Origin of the sequence: Streptomyces sp. NPDC048523 (assembly GCF_043199815.1) — a bacterium.
In the GTDB taxonomy this organism is placed as follows: Bacteria; Actinomycetota; Actinomycetes; order Streptomycetales; family Streptomycetaceae; genus Streptomyces.
Genome location: NZ_JBICWQ010000003.1, coordinates 25,459 through 42,451, shown reverse-complemented (window position 1 = coordinate 42,451; position 16,993 = coordinate 25,459). Strand labels below are relative to the sequence as shown.

General features: G+C 70.6%; 20 protein-coding genes. 12 read left to right on the top strand and 8 right to left on the bottom strand.

The features are described from left to right. Positions 1–63 precede the first annotated feature (63 nt). From ACGFWE_RS15960 to ACGFWE_RS15940, 5 genes are read left to right on the top strand one after another with little or no spacing between them, the layout of a single operon-like run. Positions 64–213, top strand: coding sequence for a hypothetical protein (locus ACGFWE_RS15960; RefSeq protein WP_352390756.1), 150 nt, complete (start codon positions 64–66; stop codon positions 211–213). After that, a complete protein-coding gene (locus ACGFWE_RS15955) occupies positions 210–356 on the top strand; it encodes a hypothetical protein (RefSeq protein ID WP_393600242.1) in 147 nt (48 codons plus the stop codon). Before ACGFWE_RS15960 ends, ACGFWE_RS15955 begins: the two co-directional genes overlap by 4 nt. Next, positions 353–499, top strand: a complete 147-nt coding sequence (locus tag ACGFWE_RS15950; RefSeq protein WP_393600242.1) for a hypothetical protein — start codon at positions 353–355, stop codon at positions 497–499. The genes ACGFWE_RS15955 and ACGFWE_RS15950 overlap by 4 nt, the downstream gene beginning before the upstream one ends. Then, the gene (locus ACGFWE_RS15945) at positions 496–1,866 is read left to right on the top strand and encodes an alpha/beta hydrolase family protein (RefSeq protein ID WP_393600241.1); all 1,371 of its coding nucleotides are present in this window, start codon (positions 496–498) and stop codon (positions 1,864–1,866) included. Before ACGFWE_RS15950 ends, ACGFWE_RS15945 begins: the two co-directional genes overlap by 4 nt. A 52-nt stretch (positions 1,867–1,918) precedes the next feature. After that, positions 1,919–2,782: a PaaX family transcriptional regulator C-terminal domain-containing protein gene (locus ACGFWE_RS15940; RefSeq protein ID WP_393600240.1), complete on the top strand. Its 864-nt coding sequence runs from the start codon at positions 1,919–1,921 to the stop codon at positions 2,780–2,782. A 207-nt stretch (positions 2,783–2,989) separates the two neighbouring features. On the opposite strand, the gene ACGFWE_RS15935 is transcribed toward ACGFWE_RS15940, so the two are convergent. From ACGFWE_RS15935 to ACGFWE_RS15915, 5 genes are all read right to left on the bottom strand, one after another. Then, a complete protein-coding gene (locus tag ACGFWE_RS15935) occupies positions 2,990–4,414 on the bottom strand; it encodes an ATP-binding protein (protein WP_393600239.1) in 1,425 nt (474 codons plus the stop codon). Then, entirely contained in the window at positions 4,415–5,131 is a 717-nt protein-coding gene (locus tag ACGFWE_RS15930; protein ID WP_352390805.1) for a response regulator transcription factor, read from the bottom strand. Between the two features lie 86 nt (positions 5,132–5,217). Then, on the bottom strand, positions 5,218–5,823 hold the full coding sequence (locus ACGFWE_RS15925) for an FMN reductase (protein ID WP_393600238.1): 606 nt from the start codon (positions 5,821–5,823) through the stop codon (positions 5,218–5,220). Then, positions 5,820–6,911, bottom strand: coding sequence for an LLM class flavin-dependent oxidoreductase (locus ACGFWE_RS15920; protein WP_352390761.1), 1,092 nt, complete (start codon positions 6,909–6,911; stop codon positions 5,820–5,822). The genes ACGFWE_RS15925 and ACGFWE_RS15920 overlap by 4 nt, the downstream gene beginning before the upstream one ends. A 223-nt stretch (positions 6,912–7,134) precedes the next feature. Continuing rightward, positions 7,135–8,025 (bottom strand): NADP-dependent oxidoreductase, encoded by an 891-nt coding sequence (locus ACGFWE_RS15915; RefSeq protein WP_393600237.1) that lies wholly within the window; start codon positions 8,023–8,025, stop codon positions 7,135–7,137. A gap of 126 nt (positions 8,026–8,151) precedes the next feature. Here ACGFWE_RS15915 and ACGFWE_RS15910 point away from each other — a divergent pair, with 126 nt between their 5' ends. Next, positions 8,152–8,553, top strand: a complete 402-nt coding sequence (locus ACGFWE_RS15910) for a winged helix-turn-helix transcriptional regulator (protein WP_393600236.1) — start codon at positions 8,152–8,154, stop codon at positions 8,551–8,553. A gap of 34 nt (positions 8,554–8,587) precedes the next feature. On the opposite strand, the gene ACGFWE_RS15905 is transcribed toward ACGFWE_RS15910, so the two are convergent. After that, on the bottom strand, positions 8,588–9,049 hold the full coding sequence (locus ACGFWE_RS15905) for a hypothetical protein (RefSeq protein WP_393600235.1): 462 nt from the start codon (positions 9,047–9,049) through the stop codon (positions 8,588–8,590). 132 nt (positions 9,050–9,181) lie between these two features. Between ACGFWE_RS15905 and ACGFWE_RS15900 the strand changes: the two genes are divergently transcribed. The 3 genes from ACGFWE_RS15900 (at position 9,182) to ACGFWE_RS15890 (ending at position 10,533) form a co-directional block, all read left to right on the top strand. Continuing rightward, the gene (locus ACGFWE_RS15900) at positions 9,182–9,517 is read left to right on the top strand and encodes a YnfA family protein (RefSeq protein WP_352390765.1); all 336 of its coding nucleotides are present in this window, start codon (positions 9,182–9,184) and stop codon (positions 9,515–9,517) included. 117 nt (positions 9,518–9,634) lie between these two features. Then, positions 9,635–10,411 carry an SDR family NAD(P)-dependent oxidoreductase gene (locus ACGFWE_RS15895; RefSeq protein ID WP_352390766.1) on the top strand — a complete coding sequence of 259 codons (777 nt, stop codon included), beginning with the start codon at positions 9,635–9,637 and terminating at the stop codon, positions 10,409–10,411. Then, complete coding sequence (locus tag ACGFWE_RS15890; protein ID WP_280850021.1) at positions 10,408–10,533, top strand: hypothetical protein; 126 nt, start codon at positions 10,408–10,410, stop codon at positions 10,531–10,533. The genes ACGFWE_RS15895 and ACGFWE_RS15890 overlap by 4 nt, the downstream gene beginning before the upstream one ends. 7 nt (positions 10,534–10,540) lie before the next feature. On the opposite strand, the gene ACGFWE_RS15885 is transcribed toward ACGFWE_RS15890, so the two are convergent. Next, a complete protein-coding gene (locus ACGFWE_RS15885; RefSeq protein WP_352390768.1) occupies positions 10,541–11,734 on the bottom strand; it encodes an RtcB family protein in 1,194 nt (397 codons plus the stop codon). Positions 11,735–11,939: 205 nt separating this feature from the next. Between ACGFWE_RS15885 and ACGFWE_RS15880 the strand changes: the two genes are divergently transcribed. The 3 genes from ACGFWE_RS15880 to ACGFWE_RS15870 all read left to right on the top strand — a co-directional run bounded on the left by ACGFWE_RS15880 (position 11,940) and on the right by ACGFWE_RS15870 (position 15,173). Continuing rightward, complete coding sequence (locus tag ACGFWE_RS15880; RefSeq protein WP_393600234.1) at positions 11,940–12,755, top strand: DUF3558 domain-containing protein; 816 nt, start codon at positions 11,940–11,942, stop codon at positions 12,753–12,755. A gap of 118 nt (positions 12,756–12,873) precedes the next feature. Further along, a complete protein-coding gene (locus ACGFWE_RS15875) occupies positions 12,874–13,794 on the top strand; it encodes a DUF3558 domain-containing protein (protein ID WP_393600233.1) in 921 nt (306 codons plus the stop codon). 119 nt (positions 13,795–13,913) lie between these two features. Next, positions 13,914–15,173, top strand: a complete 1,260-nt coding sequence (locus tag ACGFWE_RS15870) for a DUF2637 domain-containing protein (RefSeq protein WP_352390771.1) — start codon at positions 13,914–13,916, stop codon at positions 15,171–15,173. Positions 15,174–15,223: 50 nt separating this feature from the next. Here the strand turns inward: ACGFWE_RS15870 and lysS are convergent, their stop codons facing one another. Continuing rightward, entirely contained in the window at positions 15,224–16,969 is a 1,746-nt protein-coding gene (gene lysS, locus ACGFWE_RS15865) for a lysine--tRNA ligase (protein ID WP_393600232.1), read from the bottom strand. Between the last annotated feature and the right edge of the window lie 24 nt (positions 16,970–16,993).

Below are 16,993 nucleotides of genomic sequence, written 5' to 3'. Positions count from 1 at the left end.
CGCGGGCACCACCCACGTGAACGGCCGGCTCCCCACCCCCGCCAGCACGGAGGAGATCACCGCATGAAGCACGGCACCCGCATCGCCTGCACGGCAGCCCTCCTGCTCACCCTCACCACCGCACCCGCCGCGACGGCGTCGGCCACCGCGGGCACCACCCACGTGAACGGCCGGCTCCCCACCCCCGCCAGCACGGAGGAGATCACCGCATGAAGCACGGCACCCGCATCGCCTGCACGGCAGCCCTCCTGCTCACCCTCACCACCGCACCCGCCGCGACGGCGTCGGCCACGGGCACCACCCACGTGAACGGCCGGCTCCCCACCCCCGCCAGCACGGAGGAGATCACCGCATGAAGCACGGCACCCGCATCGCCTGCACGGCAGCCCTCCTGCTCACCCTCACCACCGCACCCGCCGCGACGGCGTCGGCCACGGGCACCACCCACGTGAACGGCCGGCTCCCCACCCCCGCCAGCACGGAGGAGATCACCGCATGAAGCACGGCACCCGCATCGCCTGCACGGCAGCCCTCCTGCTCACCCTCACCACCGCACCCGCGGCCACGGCGGCCGACGCGGACCCCACCCACGTGGACGGCCGACTCCCCTCCGGCGCCACGTACATGATGGACGTCCCCACCAACTGGAACGGCACCGTCCTCCTGTTCAGCCACGGCTACAACGCGGGCCCCGCCAACCCCGCCCAGGACGCTCCGGACGCCGCCACCAAGCCCCTTCTCCTCCAGCAGGGTTACGCCCTCATCGGCTCCTCCTACGCGTCCACCGGCTGGGCGGTCACCGACGCGGTCCCCGACCAACTGGCCACCCTGAAGGCCTTCACCACCCGCTTCGGGCAGGCCTCCCGCACCCTCGCCTGGGGACGGTCGTACGGCGGCCTGGTCACCACGGCGATAGCCGAGCGCCACCCGGACGCGATCGACGGCTCGCTCTCCATGTGCGGCCTGGTCCACGGCGGAGTCGCCAACTGGAACAACACCCTCGACCCGGTGTTCGCCCTCAAGACACTCCTGGGCTCCGACGTCCCCCTGGTGAACCTCCCCACCCAGCAGGCGGCCACCGACGCGGCCAACACCCTCACCGCCAAGGTCGACTCCGCCCAGTCCACGACCGAGGGCCGGGCCCGTATCGCCCTCGCCGCGGCCCTCCACAACATCCCGGTCTGGAACGCGCCCACCCAGACCCGCCCCGCCGCGAGCGACTGGGACGCCCAGCAGGCCAACCAGTACGACGCCGTCAAGGGCCTGATCAAGATCGCCGCCTTCAACCGGCGCCAGGAGGCCGAGGCCCGGGCAGGCGGCAACATGTCCTGGAACACCGGCGTCGACTACGCCCGTCTGCTCGGGAAGTCCTCCGTCCGCAAGGAGGTCACCGAGCTGTACAAGAAGGCGGGCCTCTCCCTGACCAAGGACCTCGCCGCCCTCAACCGGGCCCCACGCATCAAGGCGGATCAGAACGCCGTGTCGTGGATGAGCAGCACCAGCAGCTTCACCGGCAAACTGGCCAAGCCCCAGCTCTCCATCCACACCATCGGCGACCCCCTGGTCCCCGTCCAGACGGAGAGCGCCCTGCGCCGCGCGGTGACGGCCGCCGGCTCCGCCCCCCTCCTGCGCCAGGCCTACGTCGACAACGCCGGCCACTGCACCTTCAGCCCCGCCGAACAACTGGCCGCCCTCCACACCCTGGAGGACCGCCTGACCACCGGCCACTGGCGGGGCACCGACCCGGCGTCCCTCAACGCCCGCGCCACCGCGGCCGACCCCACCACCCCCGCCCGCTACGTCCAGTACCGCCCCACCCCCTACCTGCGCCCCTACGACCTTGCCCACCCCACCGACCGCCGGTGACCTCGTACGACCGCCTGCCGAACGGTCGGCGGGCGGCCGTACCCTTGCCCCCGTGGAGGACGACGACATCCTGGACACCGCGGAGGGGCCGCAGCAGCGCCCGCAGTCCCTCATGCTCACCTTCTTCGGCAACCACGTCCTGGAGGAGGGGAACCTGGGCGTCTACTCGGGCAGCATCATCGACGTCCTGGGCCGGGTGGGCGTGGGCGAACAGGCCGTACGCTCCACCCTCACCCGCATGGTCAACCGGGGCCTGCTCCAGCGGCAGCGCGAGGGCCGCAAGATGTTCTTCGGCCTGACCCCGCAGGCCACCCGCGTCCTGATCGACGGCCGCACCCGCATCTGGAAGCAGGGCGCCGTCAACGACGACTGGGACGGCTCCTGGACCCTGCTCGCCTTCTCCCTGCCCGACTCCTGGAAACGCCAGCGCCACGACCTGCGCTCACGCCTCACCTGGTCCGGCTTCGGCGCCCTCTACAGCGGCCTGTGGATCGCCCCCGGCCACGTCGACGTCTCCGCGGTGGTCACCGCCCTCGGTCTCACGGCCCACGTCAAGATCTTCCACGCCCGGGCCGCCGAGGTCACCGACATCGAGCAGATGATCCGCGACACCTGGGACCTGGAGTCCATCGCCGCCCGCTATGTCGCCTTCGACAAGCGCTGGAGCGCCCACCTGGTCAGCGGCACCGACGACGACCCGATCGGCACCCGCCTGCGCCTGGTCAGCGACTGGCTCCGCACCATCCGCACGGACCCGAGACTCCCGGCCCGCCACCTCCCCCCGGCCTGGCCGGCCCGCCCGGCCCAGGAAACCTTCCACCGGGTCGCCCAGCAGACCCATCCGGCTCTGAAGGCAGCCCGAGCAACTTTGGAAACGACCCCACTGCGCGGCGCCGGGCTTGGGCAGGACGCCTAAGGGGGTACCGGGTCGGGTTGTCGTGCGGGTACGTTGTGGCTGGTCGCGCAGTTCCCCGCGCCCCCAGGGGGTTGCGGTCACCTGCGTCAGGACGGACCACGCGCTGCACAAGCCCCCGCCGGACCGCAACGGGCCGCCGCAGGCATTCAGGGGCGCGGGGAACTGCGCACAACGCCCGCCCCCACCGAACCCGCAGACGAAGACCGCTCAACCGCCGGACGCGTCCCCACCCACCGTGAACCCGATCACCGTCCCGCCCCCCTCCCGGGGAAACGCGAACGGCGCCCCTCCGTGCGACAGCGCAACCTCCCGCACGATCGACAACCCCAGCCCCGACCCCGGCAACGACCGCGCGTCCGCCGCCCGGTAGAACCGGTCGAACACCCGCACAAGATCGGCCTCGGCGATCCCCGGCCCCCGGTCCAGCACCTCCACCCGCACCGGCCCGGCCGCCGTGAACCCCGACACCGAGATCTCGATCGCAGCGGTACCGTCCCGGTCGAACTTCGCCGCGTTCTCGACGAGGTTGGACACCGCCCGCTGCAGCATCCCCGGCCGCCCGTCCGTCACCGTCGACCCACTCGCGTGCACCAGGACCTCCCGCCCGTTCCGCCGCCGGGCCAGCCCCGCCACCTCCTCCGCGACATCGGCGAGATCCACCCGCTGCGGCGGCTCGCTGTCCGCCTGTCCCGCCGCGAGGTCGACCAGCTCGTTGACCAGATCGGTCAACTCCCGTGCCTCCTGCGTGAGATCGGCGACCAGGTCGTCGCGGGTGGCGGGCGGCAGCTCGTCGATCCGCCGCAGCAGCGAGATGTTCGTACGCAACGACGTGAGCGGCGTCCGCAGCTCGTGCCCCGCGTCCTGCACCAGCCGCCGCTGGTCCTCCTCGGACTGCGCGAGCCGCCCCAGCATCCGGTCGAAGGCCCGCCCCAGCCGCCCCACCTCGTCGTACCCGGTGACCGGCACCTCGATGCCCAGCCGCCGGGTCCGCGCCACGTCCTCCGCGGCGGACGTGAGGATCACCAGCCGCCGGGTGATCCGCCGGGCCAGCCACCATCCGAACAGCCCGGCGCCCACCACGACCGCCGCCATGAGCAGAAACGTCCGCTGCTGAAGCGCCCGCAGCAGATCCTCGGTGTCGCTGAACTCCTGCGCGACCTGCACGGCGCCCCGCCCGCGGCCCAGCGAGACGGTGGCGATCCGGTACACGTCGCTGCCGACCGAGACCTCCTTGTGCAGGACCATCCGCCCGGCCGCACCGGCTGCCGCGACCCGCCGGTCCCCGGAGATCACGGGCAGCCCGGGACGCCCGGGATCGGCGACGGCCCCGGTGGGCCCCAGCACCTGCACATCCGTACGGGCGGGCCGTACCAGGTCATGCCCCGGTGCCGAGGACGAGAAGTCCTCCGGCGTCATCCGGTGCTGGCTCACCTCGTCCCGCAGATCCTGCACGACCTGGTCGAACACCGACTCCTGGTCCACCCGCACCAGCCGCGCGGCGGCGCTGTAGGACAGCACCCCGACGAGCACGGTCACCGCGGCCGTCACCGCGGCGAAGGACACCGCGAACGTGGTCCGCAGGGACAGCAGCCGGGGCCGCGGCCGGGCCCACAGCCGAGCCAGCCGCCCCACTCAGTCCTCCCGGAGCACGTAACCCACGCCACGCACCGTGTGGATCAGCTGCGGGGCGCCGGGCTCGTCGAGCTTGCGGCGCAGATAGCCGACGTAGACGGCGAGGTTCTTGGAGCCGGGCCCGAAGTCGTAGCCCCAGATGCGGTCGTAGATCGTCGAGTGGTCGAGCACGATGCCGGCGTTCCGCACGAGCAGTTCCAGCAGCTCGAACTCGGTACGGGTCAGCTCCAGCTCGCGCGTCCCCCGCCAGGCCCGCCGCGCCTGGATGTCCATGCGCAGCCCGGCCGCCTCGATCCGCCCCTCGGGCAGTTCCGGCGCCGGGGCCCTCACCACCGCGCCCGCCGCGGGAGCCATCCCGTCGGGGCTGGTCCGCCGCAGCAGGGCCCGCAGCCGGGCGAAGACCTCCTCGACGTCGAAGGGCTTGACCACATAGTCGTCGGCGCCCGCGTCCAGGCCGGCGATCCGGTCCTGGGTCTCCACGAGCGCCGTCAGCATGAGGATCGGCGTACGGTCGCCCTCGGCGCGCAGCACCCGGCAGACCTGGAGGCCGTCGATCCCGGGCATCATCACGTCGAGGACGAGCACGTCCGGCGGCGTCCGATGGGCCTGCGCCAGCGCCTCGACGCCGTCGGCGACCGCGGTGACCCGGTAGCCCTCCAGGGTCAGGGCGCGCTCCAGGGCGTGACGGATGGCGCGGTCGTCTTCGGCGAGCAGCACATTGTGGGACACGTCCTCAGTGTGCCGTGCCCGCCGAGTCGTACGACGTGATGAGCAGCTCACCGGGGACCCTTCTTACTGGCCTCTCACCCCGTCGGACGCAACGCGGCGAGCTGCTCCTCGAAGGGCACCACGGTCGAGAACGCGTCGTCCCGGGCGGCACGCGGCGCGCGCCCGACCGACAGTCCCGCCATCAGCGCGGCCAGCTCCCCCGCCGCCCGCTCGACGCGCCCGTCCAACCCCTCGGCGCCCCAGTCCTCCGAGGCGGCGTACACCCCGGTCGGCACGACGACGGCCTTCAGGTAGGCGAAGAGCGGACGCAGCGCGTGCTCCAGCACCAGCGAATGCCGGGCCGAGCCACCGGTCGCCGCGATCAGCACCGGCTTGCCCTCCAGCGCCTCCGGCTCGAGCACGTCGAAGAACGACTTGAACAGTCCGCTGTACGACGCCGAGAACACCGGGGTCACGACGATCAGTCCGTCGGCCCCGGCCACCGCGTCCTGCGCAGAGGCCAAGGCGCGCCCCGGAAAACCGTTGGTGAAGTTCTGCGCGATCTCCACGGCGAGTTCCCGCAGCTCCACGACCTGGACGTCCACCTCGGTCGCCCGTCCCACCGCCGCGGCCAGCCGGTCCCCCAGCAGCCGGGTGGACGACGGGACGCTCAGCCCCGCGGACACGACGACGAGCTTCATGCGGCGACCTCCTTGTTCTGCTCGGCGGCCAGCAGGGACGCGTGGGTGGGAGCCTCCGGGACGCCGGCCGGGCGCCCGGCCGCGAACTCCTTGCGCAGCACCGGTACGACCTCCTCGCCGAGCAGGTCGAGCTGCTCCAGGACGGTCTTCAGGGGCAGTCCGGCGTGGTCGAGGAGGAACAGCTGGCGCTGGTAGTCCCCGGCGTACTCGCGGAACTTCAGCGTCTTCTCGATGACCTGCTCCGGGGAGCCGACGGTCAGCGGGGTCTGGTCGGTGAAGTCCTCGAGGGACGGCCCGTGCCCGTAGACCGGCGCGACGTCGAAGTACGGCCGGAACTCCTTCACGGCGTCCTGGGAGTTGCGCCGCATGAACACCTGGCCGCCGAGCCCGACGATCGCCTGCTCGGCGGTGCCGTGCCCGTAGTGGGCGTACCGGGCCCGGTACAGCTCGACCATCCGCTTCGTGTGGTCGGCGGGCCAGAAGATGTTGTTGTGGAAGAACCCGTCGCCGTAGTAGGCGGCCTGCTCGGCGATCTCGGGAGACCGGATGGACCCGTGCCAGACGAACGGCGCGACGCCGTCGAGCGGGCGCGGCGTGGAGGTGAACCCCTGGAGCGGCGTCCGGAACTTCCCCTCCCAGTTCACGACGTCCTCGCGCCACAGCCGGCGCAGCAGGGCGTAGTTCTCGATGGCGAGGTTGATGCCCTCCCGGATGTCCTTGCCGAACCAGGGGTAGACCGGCCCGGTGTTCCCGCGGCCCATCATGAGGTCCACCCGCCCGTCGGCCAGGTGCTGGAGCATCGCGAAGTCCTCGGCGATCTTCACCGGGTCGTTGGTGGTGATCAGCGTCGTGGAGGTGGAGAGGATCAGCCTCTCGGTCTGCGCCGCGATGTACCCGAGCATGGTGGTCGGCGACGACGGCACGAACGGCGGGTTGTGGTGCTCACCGGTCGCGAAGACGTCGAGCCCGACCTCCTCGGCCTTCAACGCGATCGCGACCATGGCCTTGATCCGCTCGCGCTCGGTCGGCGTACGCCCGGTCGTCGGGTCCGGCGTGACATCGCCGACGCTGAAGATCCCGAACTGCATGGTCGCTCACCCTCCAGGTTGTTTACGGTTCAACTATAACCGCGTGCCCGGAGAACGACACCGCCCCCACACCTATTCCCACGGCATCCCCGACGACTTCCGTCCACCGCACCCACCTAGGGGCGCGGGGAACTGCGCGACCAGCCCCACAACCCGCAGCCGACAATCGACCTCACTCACCCCCACCACCTCCGCCGCGAGGGCGAACCCACCCGGCCCACCCCTACGGCACCAGCACGAGCCGTCCCCGCACACCCCCCTCCGCCAGCCGGGCATGCGCCTTGACCACCTCGTCCAAGGCGTACGTCCCGGCCACCCGCAGCGTCAGCACCCCCTTGTCCACCAGCCCCGCCAGCTCGGCCAGGCGCGCCCCGTCCGCCTCCACCGCGACGGACGCCGTCCGCACCCCGCGCACCGACCCGGGATGCGCCCCCGGCAGTACACCGACGTAGGCACCCCCGTCCCGCACCCGCTCCAGCACCGCCTCACCGAGCACCGCCGCGTCCAGTACGGCATCCACGGTCCCGGCAGCGGCGACGGCGGTCGTGAACTCCGCGGCCCCCAGCGACCGTACGAACTCCTCGTCCCCCTCCCGAGCCAGCCCGGTCACCGACACCCCCCGGTGCACGGCGAGTTGGACCGCGAACCCGCCGACCGCACCGGCCGCCCCGGTGACCAGCAGCGACTGCCCCTCGGTCAACTCCAGCAGATCCAGGGCCTGTACGGCGGTCAGGGCATTCAGCGGCAGCGTCGCCGCGTGCACCGCGTCGACCGTGACCGGCGCCTTGGCCACCGCGTCCGTGTCCACGACGACGTACTCGGCGTGCGTGCCCAGCGCCTTCGCCACACCCCCCTGGAGTGCCACCACCTCGTCCCCGACGCTCCACACCGTCGCGACGCCCACCGCGTCCACGGTCCCCGCGACATCCCAGCCGAGACCGATCTGCTTGCCCGCCCCACCGAAGACGCCGGCCCGCACGCCCAGATCCACCGGGTTCAGCGCGGCACCGGCGACCTTGATCCGCACCTGCCGGGCCCCCGGCTCGGGCAGTTCGCTCTCCACCACCTCGACGGCCTCGGGCCCGCCGAAGGTCCTCACCACAGCAGCACGCATGACTGGAAACTCCCCATTGGTCGCTGTTCGCTCCGGTATCTCCGTCGCTGTCAACAACCCTAGGAAGAGTTACTATCCATCGGTAAGTAGTTACCTGAAGGTGCCTACATACCCCGGAGGTGAGCCATGCCGACCATGACGGCGGCCCAGCGGCGCGAACAGGCCCGCGAGGAGTACGACGCGTTCATCAAGGACTGCCCCACCAACCAGCTCCTGGACCGCCTCAGCGACAAGTGGGTCAGCCTCGTCGTCTCGGCCCTGTCCACCGGCCCCATGCGCTACAGCGACCTCAGCCGCAGGATCGCCGGCGTCAGCCCCAAGATGCTCACCCAGACCCTGCGCTCCCTGGAACGCGACGGCATCCTCACCCGCACGGTCACCCCGTCCGTCCCCGTCCGCGTGGACTACGAACTCAGCGCCCTCGGCCACAGCCTGGCCGGCCTGCTGACCGCGGTGAAGCGCTGGGCGGAGACACACATCGAGGAAGTCCACGAGGCGAGAGAGCGCTACGACGCCGCGGCCGACTGACGCCGGACCAACCGGGGACGCGACCGGCGGCCCGTCAGAAGTAGTACTCGTCCCCACTGTCCAGCACCAGCACCCGCTGCCGGTCGTTCTCCCGGTTCCCGTCCACCGTCCCGCCGTTCCCCACCGTGTCGATCTCCAGCAGCACCTCCGACGGCACCCCCCGCAGCCGCACCCGCATATCGACCCGCTCCCCCACCCCGTCCGCCGCCGGCGCCCCCACCGCGCACAACACCACCCGTTCCTCGGACCGCGCACACCCCTTCGGCAGCGTCTGCGCCTCCACGAGCGGCTCCGACCACCGCAGCCGTACGGTCGCGTCCGGCACGGCGGCGGGCCCGTGATTGCGCGGCGTGAACCGCACGTCCACCAGCCCGCCGGACAGGGACGCGGCCCCGTGATACGCCAGATCCGCCTCGGGCCCGCCGACCGCGACCGCCGTACCCCCACCCGCCGCCAGCGCCACCACCACCGCACCCCACACCGCAAGCACCCGCATGCCACCCACTCCTCGCTCCAGCCGCCCGAACCGCCGCGGTCGCAGGGATGTATCCCACGTACGCCGGCCGACAGGCGCCCTCCATCAGGTGACACCGGGACGCCTGCGGACGGGCATGCGAGGCTGATCTCCATGCTCGTAGCCCGCTCCGCCGCCCTCTTCGTCGTCGCCGCCCTCTTCGAGATCGGCGGCGCCTGGCTGGTCTGGCAGGGCGTACGGGAGCACCGCGGCTGGATGTGGACCACGGGAGGCATCCTCGCCCTCGGCGCCTACGGCTTCGTCGCCACCTTCCAGCCCGACGCCCACTTCGGCCGCATCCTCGCCGCGTACGGCGGCATCTTCGTGGCCGGCTCGATCCTGTGGGGCATGGCGGCCGACGGCTACCGCCCGGACCGCTGGGACATCGCGGGCGCGCTGATCTGCCTCGCGGGCATGGCGGTGATCATGTACGCCCCGCGGGGCGAGTGAGCGGCCGCACTCAGGACATCTCGCCGACCGGCCCGCGATACGGACCGCCCGGAGCCTCGGACCAGGGCCGACCTATCCTGGCGGAAGCCCGTACCCACGCCCGCCCGAGGAGCAGCCATGGCATCCGCCGCCCCGTCCCCCGCGTCCCGGATCGCGATCGTCACCGGGGCTAGCAGCGGAATCGGTGCGGCCACCGCACGGCAACTCGCCGCGGCCGGCTACCGCGTCGTCCTGACCGCCCGCCGCAAGGACCGTATCGAGGCGCTCGCGGAGGAGATCAACGCGGCGGGCCACCAGGCGACGGCCTACCAGCTTGACGTGACGGACCGCGAGGCGGTCGACGAGTTCGCCTCCGCCTTCAAGACGGTCGGGGTCCTCGTGAACAACGCCGGCGGAGCCCTCGGCGCCGACCCGGTCGCCACCGGCGATCCCGCGGACTGGCGCTCGATGTACGAGACGAACGTCATCGGCACGCTGAACCTCACCCAGGCCCTGCTCCCCAAGCTCGACGCGAGCGGCGACGGCACGGTCGTGGTGGTCTCCTCCACGGCGGGCCACGGCACCTACGAGGGCGGCGCGGGCTATGTCGCCGCCAAGCACGGCGCCCACGTCCTCGCGGAGACCCTCCGCCTGGAGATCGTGGGAAGGCCGATCCGCGTCATCGAGATCGCCCCCGGCATGGTCAAGACCGACGAGTTCGCCCTGACCCGCTTCGGCGGCGACCAGGAGAAGGCGGAGAAGGTCTACCAGGGCGTCGCCGAACCCCTCACCGCCGACGACGTGGCCGACACCATCACCTGGGCGGTCACCCGCCCCAGCCACGTCAACGTAGACCTCCTGGTCCTGCGCCCCCGCGCCCAGGCCTCCAACACAAAGGTCCACAGGGACCTGTGACCCCGGACCGGAAGGACCCCCACGACGAACGCCACATGTGGTGGTGGCTCGCCTACTTCCTCTTCGGCATCCACATCGTGGCGTTCGTCATGATCTACGCGGTGACGCACGCCCCGAAGTGAGCGCGGCTCAGCCCTTCACACAGACAACCTGCTTCAGCTTCGCCACGACCTCCACCAGGTCCCGCTGCTGATCGATGACCTGGTCGATCGACTTGTAGGCGCCCGGGATCTCGTCCACGACACCGGAGTCCTTACGGCATTCCACGCCCCGCGTCTGCTCCTCCAGGTCCCGCGTCGAGAACCGCCGCTTGGCGGCGTTGCGGCTCATGCGCCGACCAGCGCCGTGCGAGGCCGAGTTGAAGGCCTTCTCGTTGCCGAGGCCCTTCACGATGTACGACCCAGTCCCCATGGAGCCCGGGATGATGCCGAACTCACCGGCACCGGCCCGGATCGCGCCCTTGCGGGTCACGAGCAGGTCCATGCCGTCGTAGCGCTCCTCGGCCACGTAGTTGTGGTGCGCACTGATCTCCGCCTCGAAGACCGGCTTCGCCTTCTTGAACTCCTTGCGGACGACGTCCTTGAGGAGCGCCATCATGATCGTGCGGTTGTACTTGGCGTACTCCTGCGCCCAGAACAGGTCGTTGCGGTACGCCGCCATCTGCGGAGTCTGCGCGATGAAGACGGCGAGGTCCCGGTCGACCAGCCCCTGGTTGTGCGGAAGCTTCTGGGCCACGCCGATGTGGTGCTCGGCGAGTTCCTTGCCGATGTTCCGGGAACCGGAGTGCAGCATCAACCAAACAGAACCGGTCGTATCCGTGCACACTTCAACAAAGTGGTTCCCGCTTCCGAGCGTTCCCATCTGCTTTCCGGCACGTTCGTGACGGAATTTGACCGCATCCGCCACCCCCTCGAACCGCCCCCAGAAGTCGTCCCACCCCCCAGTAGCCAGCCCATGGAACCGCCCCGGCTCCACAGGACTGTCATGCATCCCCCGCCCCACCGGAATCGCCTGCTCGATCTTCGAGCGCAGCCGGGACAGGTCCCCCGGCAAGTCGTTCGCCGTCAGGGACGTCTTCACCGCCGACATGCCGCAGCCGATGTCCACCCCCACCGCCGCCGGGCACACCGCGCCCTGCATCGCGATCACGGACCCGACCGTCGCGCCCTTGCCGTAGTGCACGTCCGGCATCACCGCGAGGCCCTTGATCCAGGGCAGGGTCGCGACGTTGCGCAGCTGCTGCAGGGCCACGTCCTCGACGGTCGCCGGGTCGGTCCACATGCGGATCGGGACCTTGGCGCCCGGCATCTCCACGTACGACATATCGTCCTCATTCCCCCGGAAAGCAAACAGAAGTCCTGAATCGCAAAACCGGCGCCAAGGTCGACGAATGGGATGACGGACCGGCGTTCACGGCAGTGCGTGCGATACACATTGTCTGCTGGGGACGCCCCCGTGCGGCAAGCGAATAACCTGCGGGGACACTGAGATCCCCACGAGTCGGAGACATTCCGAGAGGAGCCCCACCGTGCAGCGGAAGGCCTACGTACCCGGTGTCGCCGCCCTCCTCGCGGCGGTGCTGGCCGGCTGCACCGGCAGCTCCGGCGGCGACACCCCGACGGACAACGCCAATCCCGGTGACGCCGGCACCGCGTCCGCCGTGGCGCAGCCCGGCAAGTACCGCACGCTGCCCGAGGCCTGTGGCGTGGTCGGCCAGAGCAGTCTGGACGTGCTGCTGCCCGGCATCCAGCAGATCGCCGACGAGGACCAGCGGGCCAAGGCGTACGAGGGCGAGGCCACGCTCACCTACGACACCGACCGCAAGGTCGGCTGCCGTTGGAAGGTGGAGGCCACGGACGCCACCGAGTACCTGTCGGTCGACTTCGAGCGGGTGGTGTCGTACGACAACGCGGTCAGCGACGACAGCCAGGCGCAGCAGCTGTTCGCGCAGGCCGAGGAGAAGGCCGATCTGCCGGTGGCGGCGACGTCGAGTGCCGTGTCCGACGTGGAGGAGAGCGGCAGCGCCAGTCCCACGGCGTCTCCCACGGCCACTGCGAGTGGTTCCGCGAGTCCGAGCGGTTCGGCGTCCACCACGCCGTCGGATCTCCAGCCCCGTGTGCTGGACGATCTGGGCGACGAGGCGTTCCTGGACGACGTGTTGAGCAACTCGGGTTCGACGGCTCAGCAGCGCAAGGTGACTGTGGCGTTCCGCACGTCCAACGTGATCGTGACCATCGAGTACGAGGAGCAGCCGACGACGATCGGCGTGACCCCGGACAGCAAGGAAATGCAGGACAACGCCCGGAAACTGGCCTCTCAGCTGGCCGGGTCGCTGTCGGGCTGAGTGCTCTTCACACGCCCCTCACCCGTGCGCACGAGGCATTCGAAGCTGGACCGCACAGCATGCTCACCGCGTACCGTGGCCCCTCGGACCCGATCCGACGGCAGGAACCACAAGCGTCATGAGTGAAGGAACCATGCAGCGACGAGCAGAGCGTGACCAGGGTGTTCAGCGAGCGAAGCGTCTTCACCGCGTCCTTGTCTGCGCGGCCGCAGTCCCGGTGATGCTGATCGCCGCCGGCTGCTCCTCCGACTCCGGCGACTCCGGCTCCGGCAGCGGTGGCGACAAGGCCGCGGACGCCGGTGCGACGGTGTCGGCCTCCGCGAGCGCGGCGCCCACGGTGCAGGCGGCGGCGTACAAGTCGCTTCCCGAGTCGTGCGGGGTGCTGTCCGCGAAGACCTTGAAGTCGCTGGTGCCCGAGGCGCCGAAGGCCGGCAAGAAGGGCACCTCTGAGGCGGGTACGCGCGGCAGTTGCTCGTGGAGCAGCCTCGACAACAACGGGGTGAAGGGCTCTCAGTTCCGCTGGCTGAATGTGTCCCTGCTGCGTTTCGAGTCGGACACCTCGCGCGGTACGGGTGAGGCGCAGGCGCAGAAGTACTACGAGCAGCAGATTCAGGACGCCCAGTCGGTGGCCGGTGCGAAGAACGCCAAGTCGCAGCCGGTGTCGGGGACGGGTGACGCGGCGACGCTGGTGCGTTACGACCTGAAGAAGAAGGAAGGCGCCTTCAAGCAGCAGACGGTGGTCACGCGCGTGGAGAACGTCGTGGTGACCGTCGACTACAACGGCGCGGGTCTGGCCGGTGACAAGGCGCCGAGCGCGGACAGCCTCGCGAAGCTCGCGGAGCGGGCCGCCAAGGAGACGGTGACCGCGGTGGCGGCGGCGAACGGCGAGGGTGCGGCGAGCCCGGCCCCGTCCGGGTCCGCGTCGGGTTCGAAGGCCCCGTCGAAGTCGGCGTCCCCGTCCGCGGCGCCCTCGAAGTCCGCGTCCGGGTCCGCCTCGAAGTCGGCATCTCCGTCCAAGTCGGCAGCGAAGTCGGGCTGAAGAAGTACTGACGGCACGTACCGGCCATCCGTGCGCAGCACATATGTGCCACTCTGTTGCGCGCAACAACAGGTACAGGGAGGGGAGTACGGGTGTCCGCGCCCATGCAGCTGACTCGAATGCATCGCATTCTCATAGGCGTGGTCGTGTTCGGCGCCGTGATCATCGCCGGCATCGGCTTCGCGGGGTCGTACGCGGCCGTTCGTGAACTCGCCATCCAAAAGGGCTTCGGGAACTTCAGTTACGTCTTCCCGATCGGTATCGACGCGGGCATCTGTGTCCTGTTGGCGCTGGACCTGCTCCTGACGTGGATCCGTATCCCGTTCCCGTTGCTGCGCCAGACGGCGTGGCTGCTGACGGCCGCCACGATCGCCTTCAACGGTGCGGCCGCCTGGCCGGATCCGCTGGGTGTGGGCATGCACGCGGTGATCCCGATCCTGTTCGTGGTGTCGGTGGAGGCGGCCCGGCACGCGATCGGCCGGATCGCCGACATCACGGCGGACAAGCACATGGAGGGGGTCCGCCTCACCCGCTGGCTGCTGTCCCCCATCCCCACGTTCCTGCTGTGGCGCCGGATGAAGCTGTGGGAGCTGCGCTCCTACGAGCAGGTCATCAGGCTCGAGCAGGACCGTCTTGTCTACCAGGCCCGTCTGCACTCCCGCTTCGGCCGGGCCTGGCGTCGCAAGGCTCCGGTGGAGTCGCTGATGCCGCTCCGGCTGGCCAGGTACGGGGTTCCGCTGGCGGAGACGGCTCCGGCGGGACTGGCGGCGGCGGGAATCGAGCCGGTCCTGCTTCCGCCGGCTCCCGCGGTCGACGTGGTGGCGGGCGCTCGTGACGCCGGTGCGGCTCCCGATCCGCAGCGGGCGGCGGCGGCCGGTGAGCAGCGCCGTGAGCTGAACGGCACCTCGCAGCAGCCGCAGGCCCAGCAGGAACCGGAGCCCGACCTGAGCCCCTGGTTCGAGGCCCCGCAGCAGATCGAGTACCACGGCGGCTACAACCCGAACTACGACCCCGCCGAGCAGTACGAGCGGTGGTACGAGGAGCAGATGGAGGCCGAGCAGTACGAGCTGCAGCAGATCCAGTACGAGGAGCCCCCCAGGGAGCCCTCGATGGAGGAGACGGGCAGCTTTCCCATCCCGGTGAGCAACGGCCGTACCCGGGAGCTGGGTGAGGGCGGTGGCACTCCGGAGCCGACGGAGGAGGACTTCTACCAGGTCTTCAAGAAGTCGATAGACGGCAGCTATCCCTCTCCCGGCCAGCTCCGGGGTGACGTGGAGGCGACGTACGGCGTCGTGCTCCCCCAGCGGGAGGCCGAGCGCATGGTCAACCGCTTCACGAACCGTCACACCGCGGAGCTCCAGGAAGACCACATCGCCTGAGACACGCGAAAGGGGGCCCTTCTCACCGAAGGGCCCCCTTTCCGTACTGCCTACTCCCCGAGCAGTGCCCGGACCCGCTCCTGGCCCACGGCGAGCAGCAGCGTGGGCAGCCGGGGCCCGGTGTCCCGGGAGACCAGCAGCTGGTAGAGCAGGGCGAAGAACGTCCGCTGAGCGGTCTTGATCTCGGCCGGCAGTTCCTTGGGCGTGGCGTCCGCGGAGAATCCGGCCTGCACCTTGGGCACGCCGTACACGAGGTGGGTCAGCCCGTCGAGCGACCAGTGCGAGGCCAGTCCGTCGAGGAGCAGCCGGAGCGACTGCTGGGATGCCTCGTCGAGGGACTTCAGCAGTTCGGCGTCGGGCTCGCTGCGCACGATGGTCCGCTGGTCGGCGGGCACCTGGGTGTTGATCCAGGCTTCGGCCCTGTCGTAGCGGGGCCGGGCCTCGTCCAGCGACGAGAGCGGGTTGTCGGGGTCCAGGTCGCTGAGGATGCGCAGCGCCTGGTCCGCGTGTCCGGCGGTGATGTCGGCGACGGAGGCGAGGGTCCGGTACGGCAGGGGCCGGGGCGTCGTCGGGAGCGGCCCGCCGGCGGTGCCCACCGCGCGGGAGTGCGCGGCGACATCGCCCGGCAGCGCGGAGCCGTCGGCGACCTTGGTGTCCAGCTTGTCCCACTCGTCGTAGAGCCGCTGGATCTCCTGGTCGAAGGCGATCTTGAAGGACTGGTTGGGCCTGCGGCGGGCGTAGAGCCAGCGCAGGAGCTGCGGCTCCATGATCTTCAGTGCGTCGCCCGGCGTGGGCACCCCGCCCTTGGACGACGACATCTTCGCCATCCCGGAGATCCCGACGAAGGCGTACATCGGTCCGATCGGCTGCTTCCCGCCGAAGATCCCGACGATCTGTCCGCCGACCTGGAAGGAGGAGCCGGGGGACGAGTGGTCGACTCCGCTGGGCTCGAAGACGACGCCCTCGTAGGCCCACCGCATCGGCCAGTCGACCTTCCAGACGAGCTTGCCGCGGTTGAACTCGTTGAGCCGGACGGTCTCGGAGAACCCGCAGGCGTTGCAGGTGTACGACAGCTCGGTCGTGGCGTCGTCGTAGGAGGTGACGGTGGTGAGGTCCTTCTCGCAGTTGCCGCAGTAGGGCTTGTACGGGAAGTACCCGGCGGATCCGGAGGAGCCGTCGTCCTCGGCGGCCGCGCCGGACCCTTCGGCGGCCTCGACCTCGGCGTCGTCGAGGGGCTTCTGCTGCTTCTTCGCGGCGGCCGGGGTCTTCTTGGTCCGGTACTGGTCGAGGATCGCGTCGATGTCCCCGCGGTGCGCCATGGCGTGCAGGATCTGCTCGCGGTAGACGCCCGAGGTGTACTGCGCGGTCTGGCTGATCCCGTCGAACTCGACGCCGAGCTCGGCGAGCGAATCGACCATGGCGGCCTTGAAGTGCTCGGCCCAGTTCGGGTGGGCGGACCCCTTGGGCGCGGGCACGGAGGTCAGGGGCTTGCCGATGTGCTCGGCCCACGACTCGTCGACCCCGGTGACGCCGGCCGGCACCTTGCGGTACCGGTCGTAGTCGTCCCAGGAGATGAGGTGCCGCACCTGGTGGCCGCGGCGCCGGATCTCGTCGGCGACCAGGTGGGGGGTCATGACCTCGCGGAGGTTCCCCAGGTGGATGGGTCCGGACGGGGAGAGCCCAGAGGCGACGACCACGGGTTTGCCGGGGGCCCGACGCTCCGACTCCTCGATGACCTCATCCGCGAAACGGGAGACCCAGTCGGTGGTCTCGGTGCTCTGAGCCACGATCGGCACGTCCTCTTTTACTGAAGTACTGGA

Coding starts and splice junctions, on each gene's coding strand:
- ACGFWE_RS15910 (WP_393600236.1), top strand. CDS start 8,152: ATGCCGACCATGACGGCGGCCCAGCGGCGCGAACAGGCCCGCGAGGAG.
- ACGFWE_RS15885 (WP_352390768.1), bottom strand. CDS start 11,734: ATGTCGTACGTGGAGATGCCGGGCGCCAAGGTCCCGATCCGCATGTGG.
- ACGFWE_RS15895 (WP_352390766.1), top strand. CDS start 9,635: ATGGCATCCGCCGCCCCGTCCCCCGCGTCCCGGATCGCGATCGTCACC.
- ACGFWE_RS15925 (WP_393600238.1), bottom strand. CDS start 5,823: ATGAAGCTCGTCGTCGTGTCCGCGGGGCTGAGCGTCCCGTCGTCCACC.
- ACGFWE_RS15870 (WP_352390771.1), top strand. CDS start 13,914: ATGCATCGCATTCTCATAGGCGTGGTCGTGTTCGGCGCCGTGATCATC.
- ACGFWE_RS15920 (WP_352390761.1), bottom strand. CDS start 6,911: ATGCAGTTCGGGATCTTCAGCGTCGGCGATGTCACGCCGGACCCGACG.
- ACGFWE_RS15960 (WP_352390756.1), top strand. CDS start 64: ATGAAGCACGGCACCCGCATCGCCTGCACGGCAGCCCTCCTGCTCACC.
- ACGFWE_RS15955 (WP_393600242.1), top strand. CDS start 210: ATGAAGCACGGCACCCGCATCGCCTGCACGGCAGCCCTCCTGCTCACC.
- ACGFWE_RS15875 (WP_393600233.1), top strand. CDS start 12,874: ATGAGTGAAGGAACCATGCAGCGACGAGCAGAGCGTGACCAGGGTGTT.
- ACGFWE_RS15915 (WP_393600237.1), bottom strand. CDS start 8,025: ATGCGTGCTGCTGTGGTGAGGACCTTCGGCGGGCCCGAGGCCGTCGAG.
- ACGFWE_RS15900 (WP_352390765.1), top strand. CDS start 9,182: ATGCTCGTAGCCCGCTCCGCCGCCCTCTTCGTCGTCGCCGCCCTCTTC.
- ACGFWE_RS15950 (WP_393600242.1), top strand. CDS start 353: ATGAAGCACGGCACCCGCATCGCCTGCACGGCAGCCCTCCTGCTCACC.
- ACGFWE_RS15945 (WP_393600241.1), top strand. CDS start 496: ATGAAGCACGGCACCCGCATCGCCTGCACGGCAGCCCTCCTGCTCACC.
- ACGFWE_RS15905 (WP_393600235.1), bottom strand. CDS start 9,049: ATGCGGGTGCTTGCGGTGTGGGGTGCGGTGGTGGTGGCGCTGGCGGCG.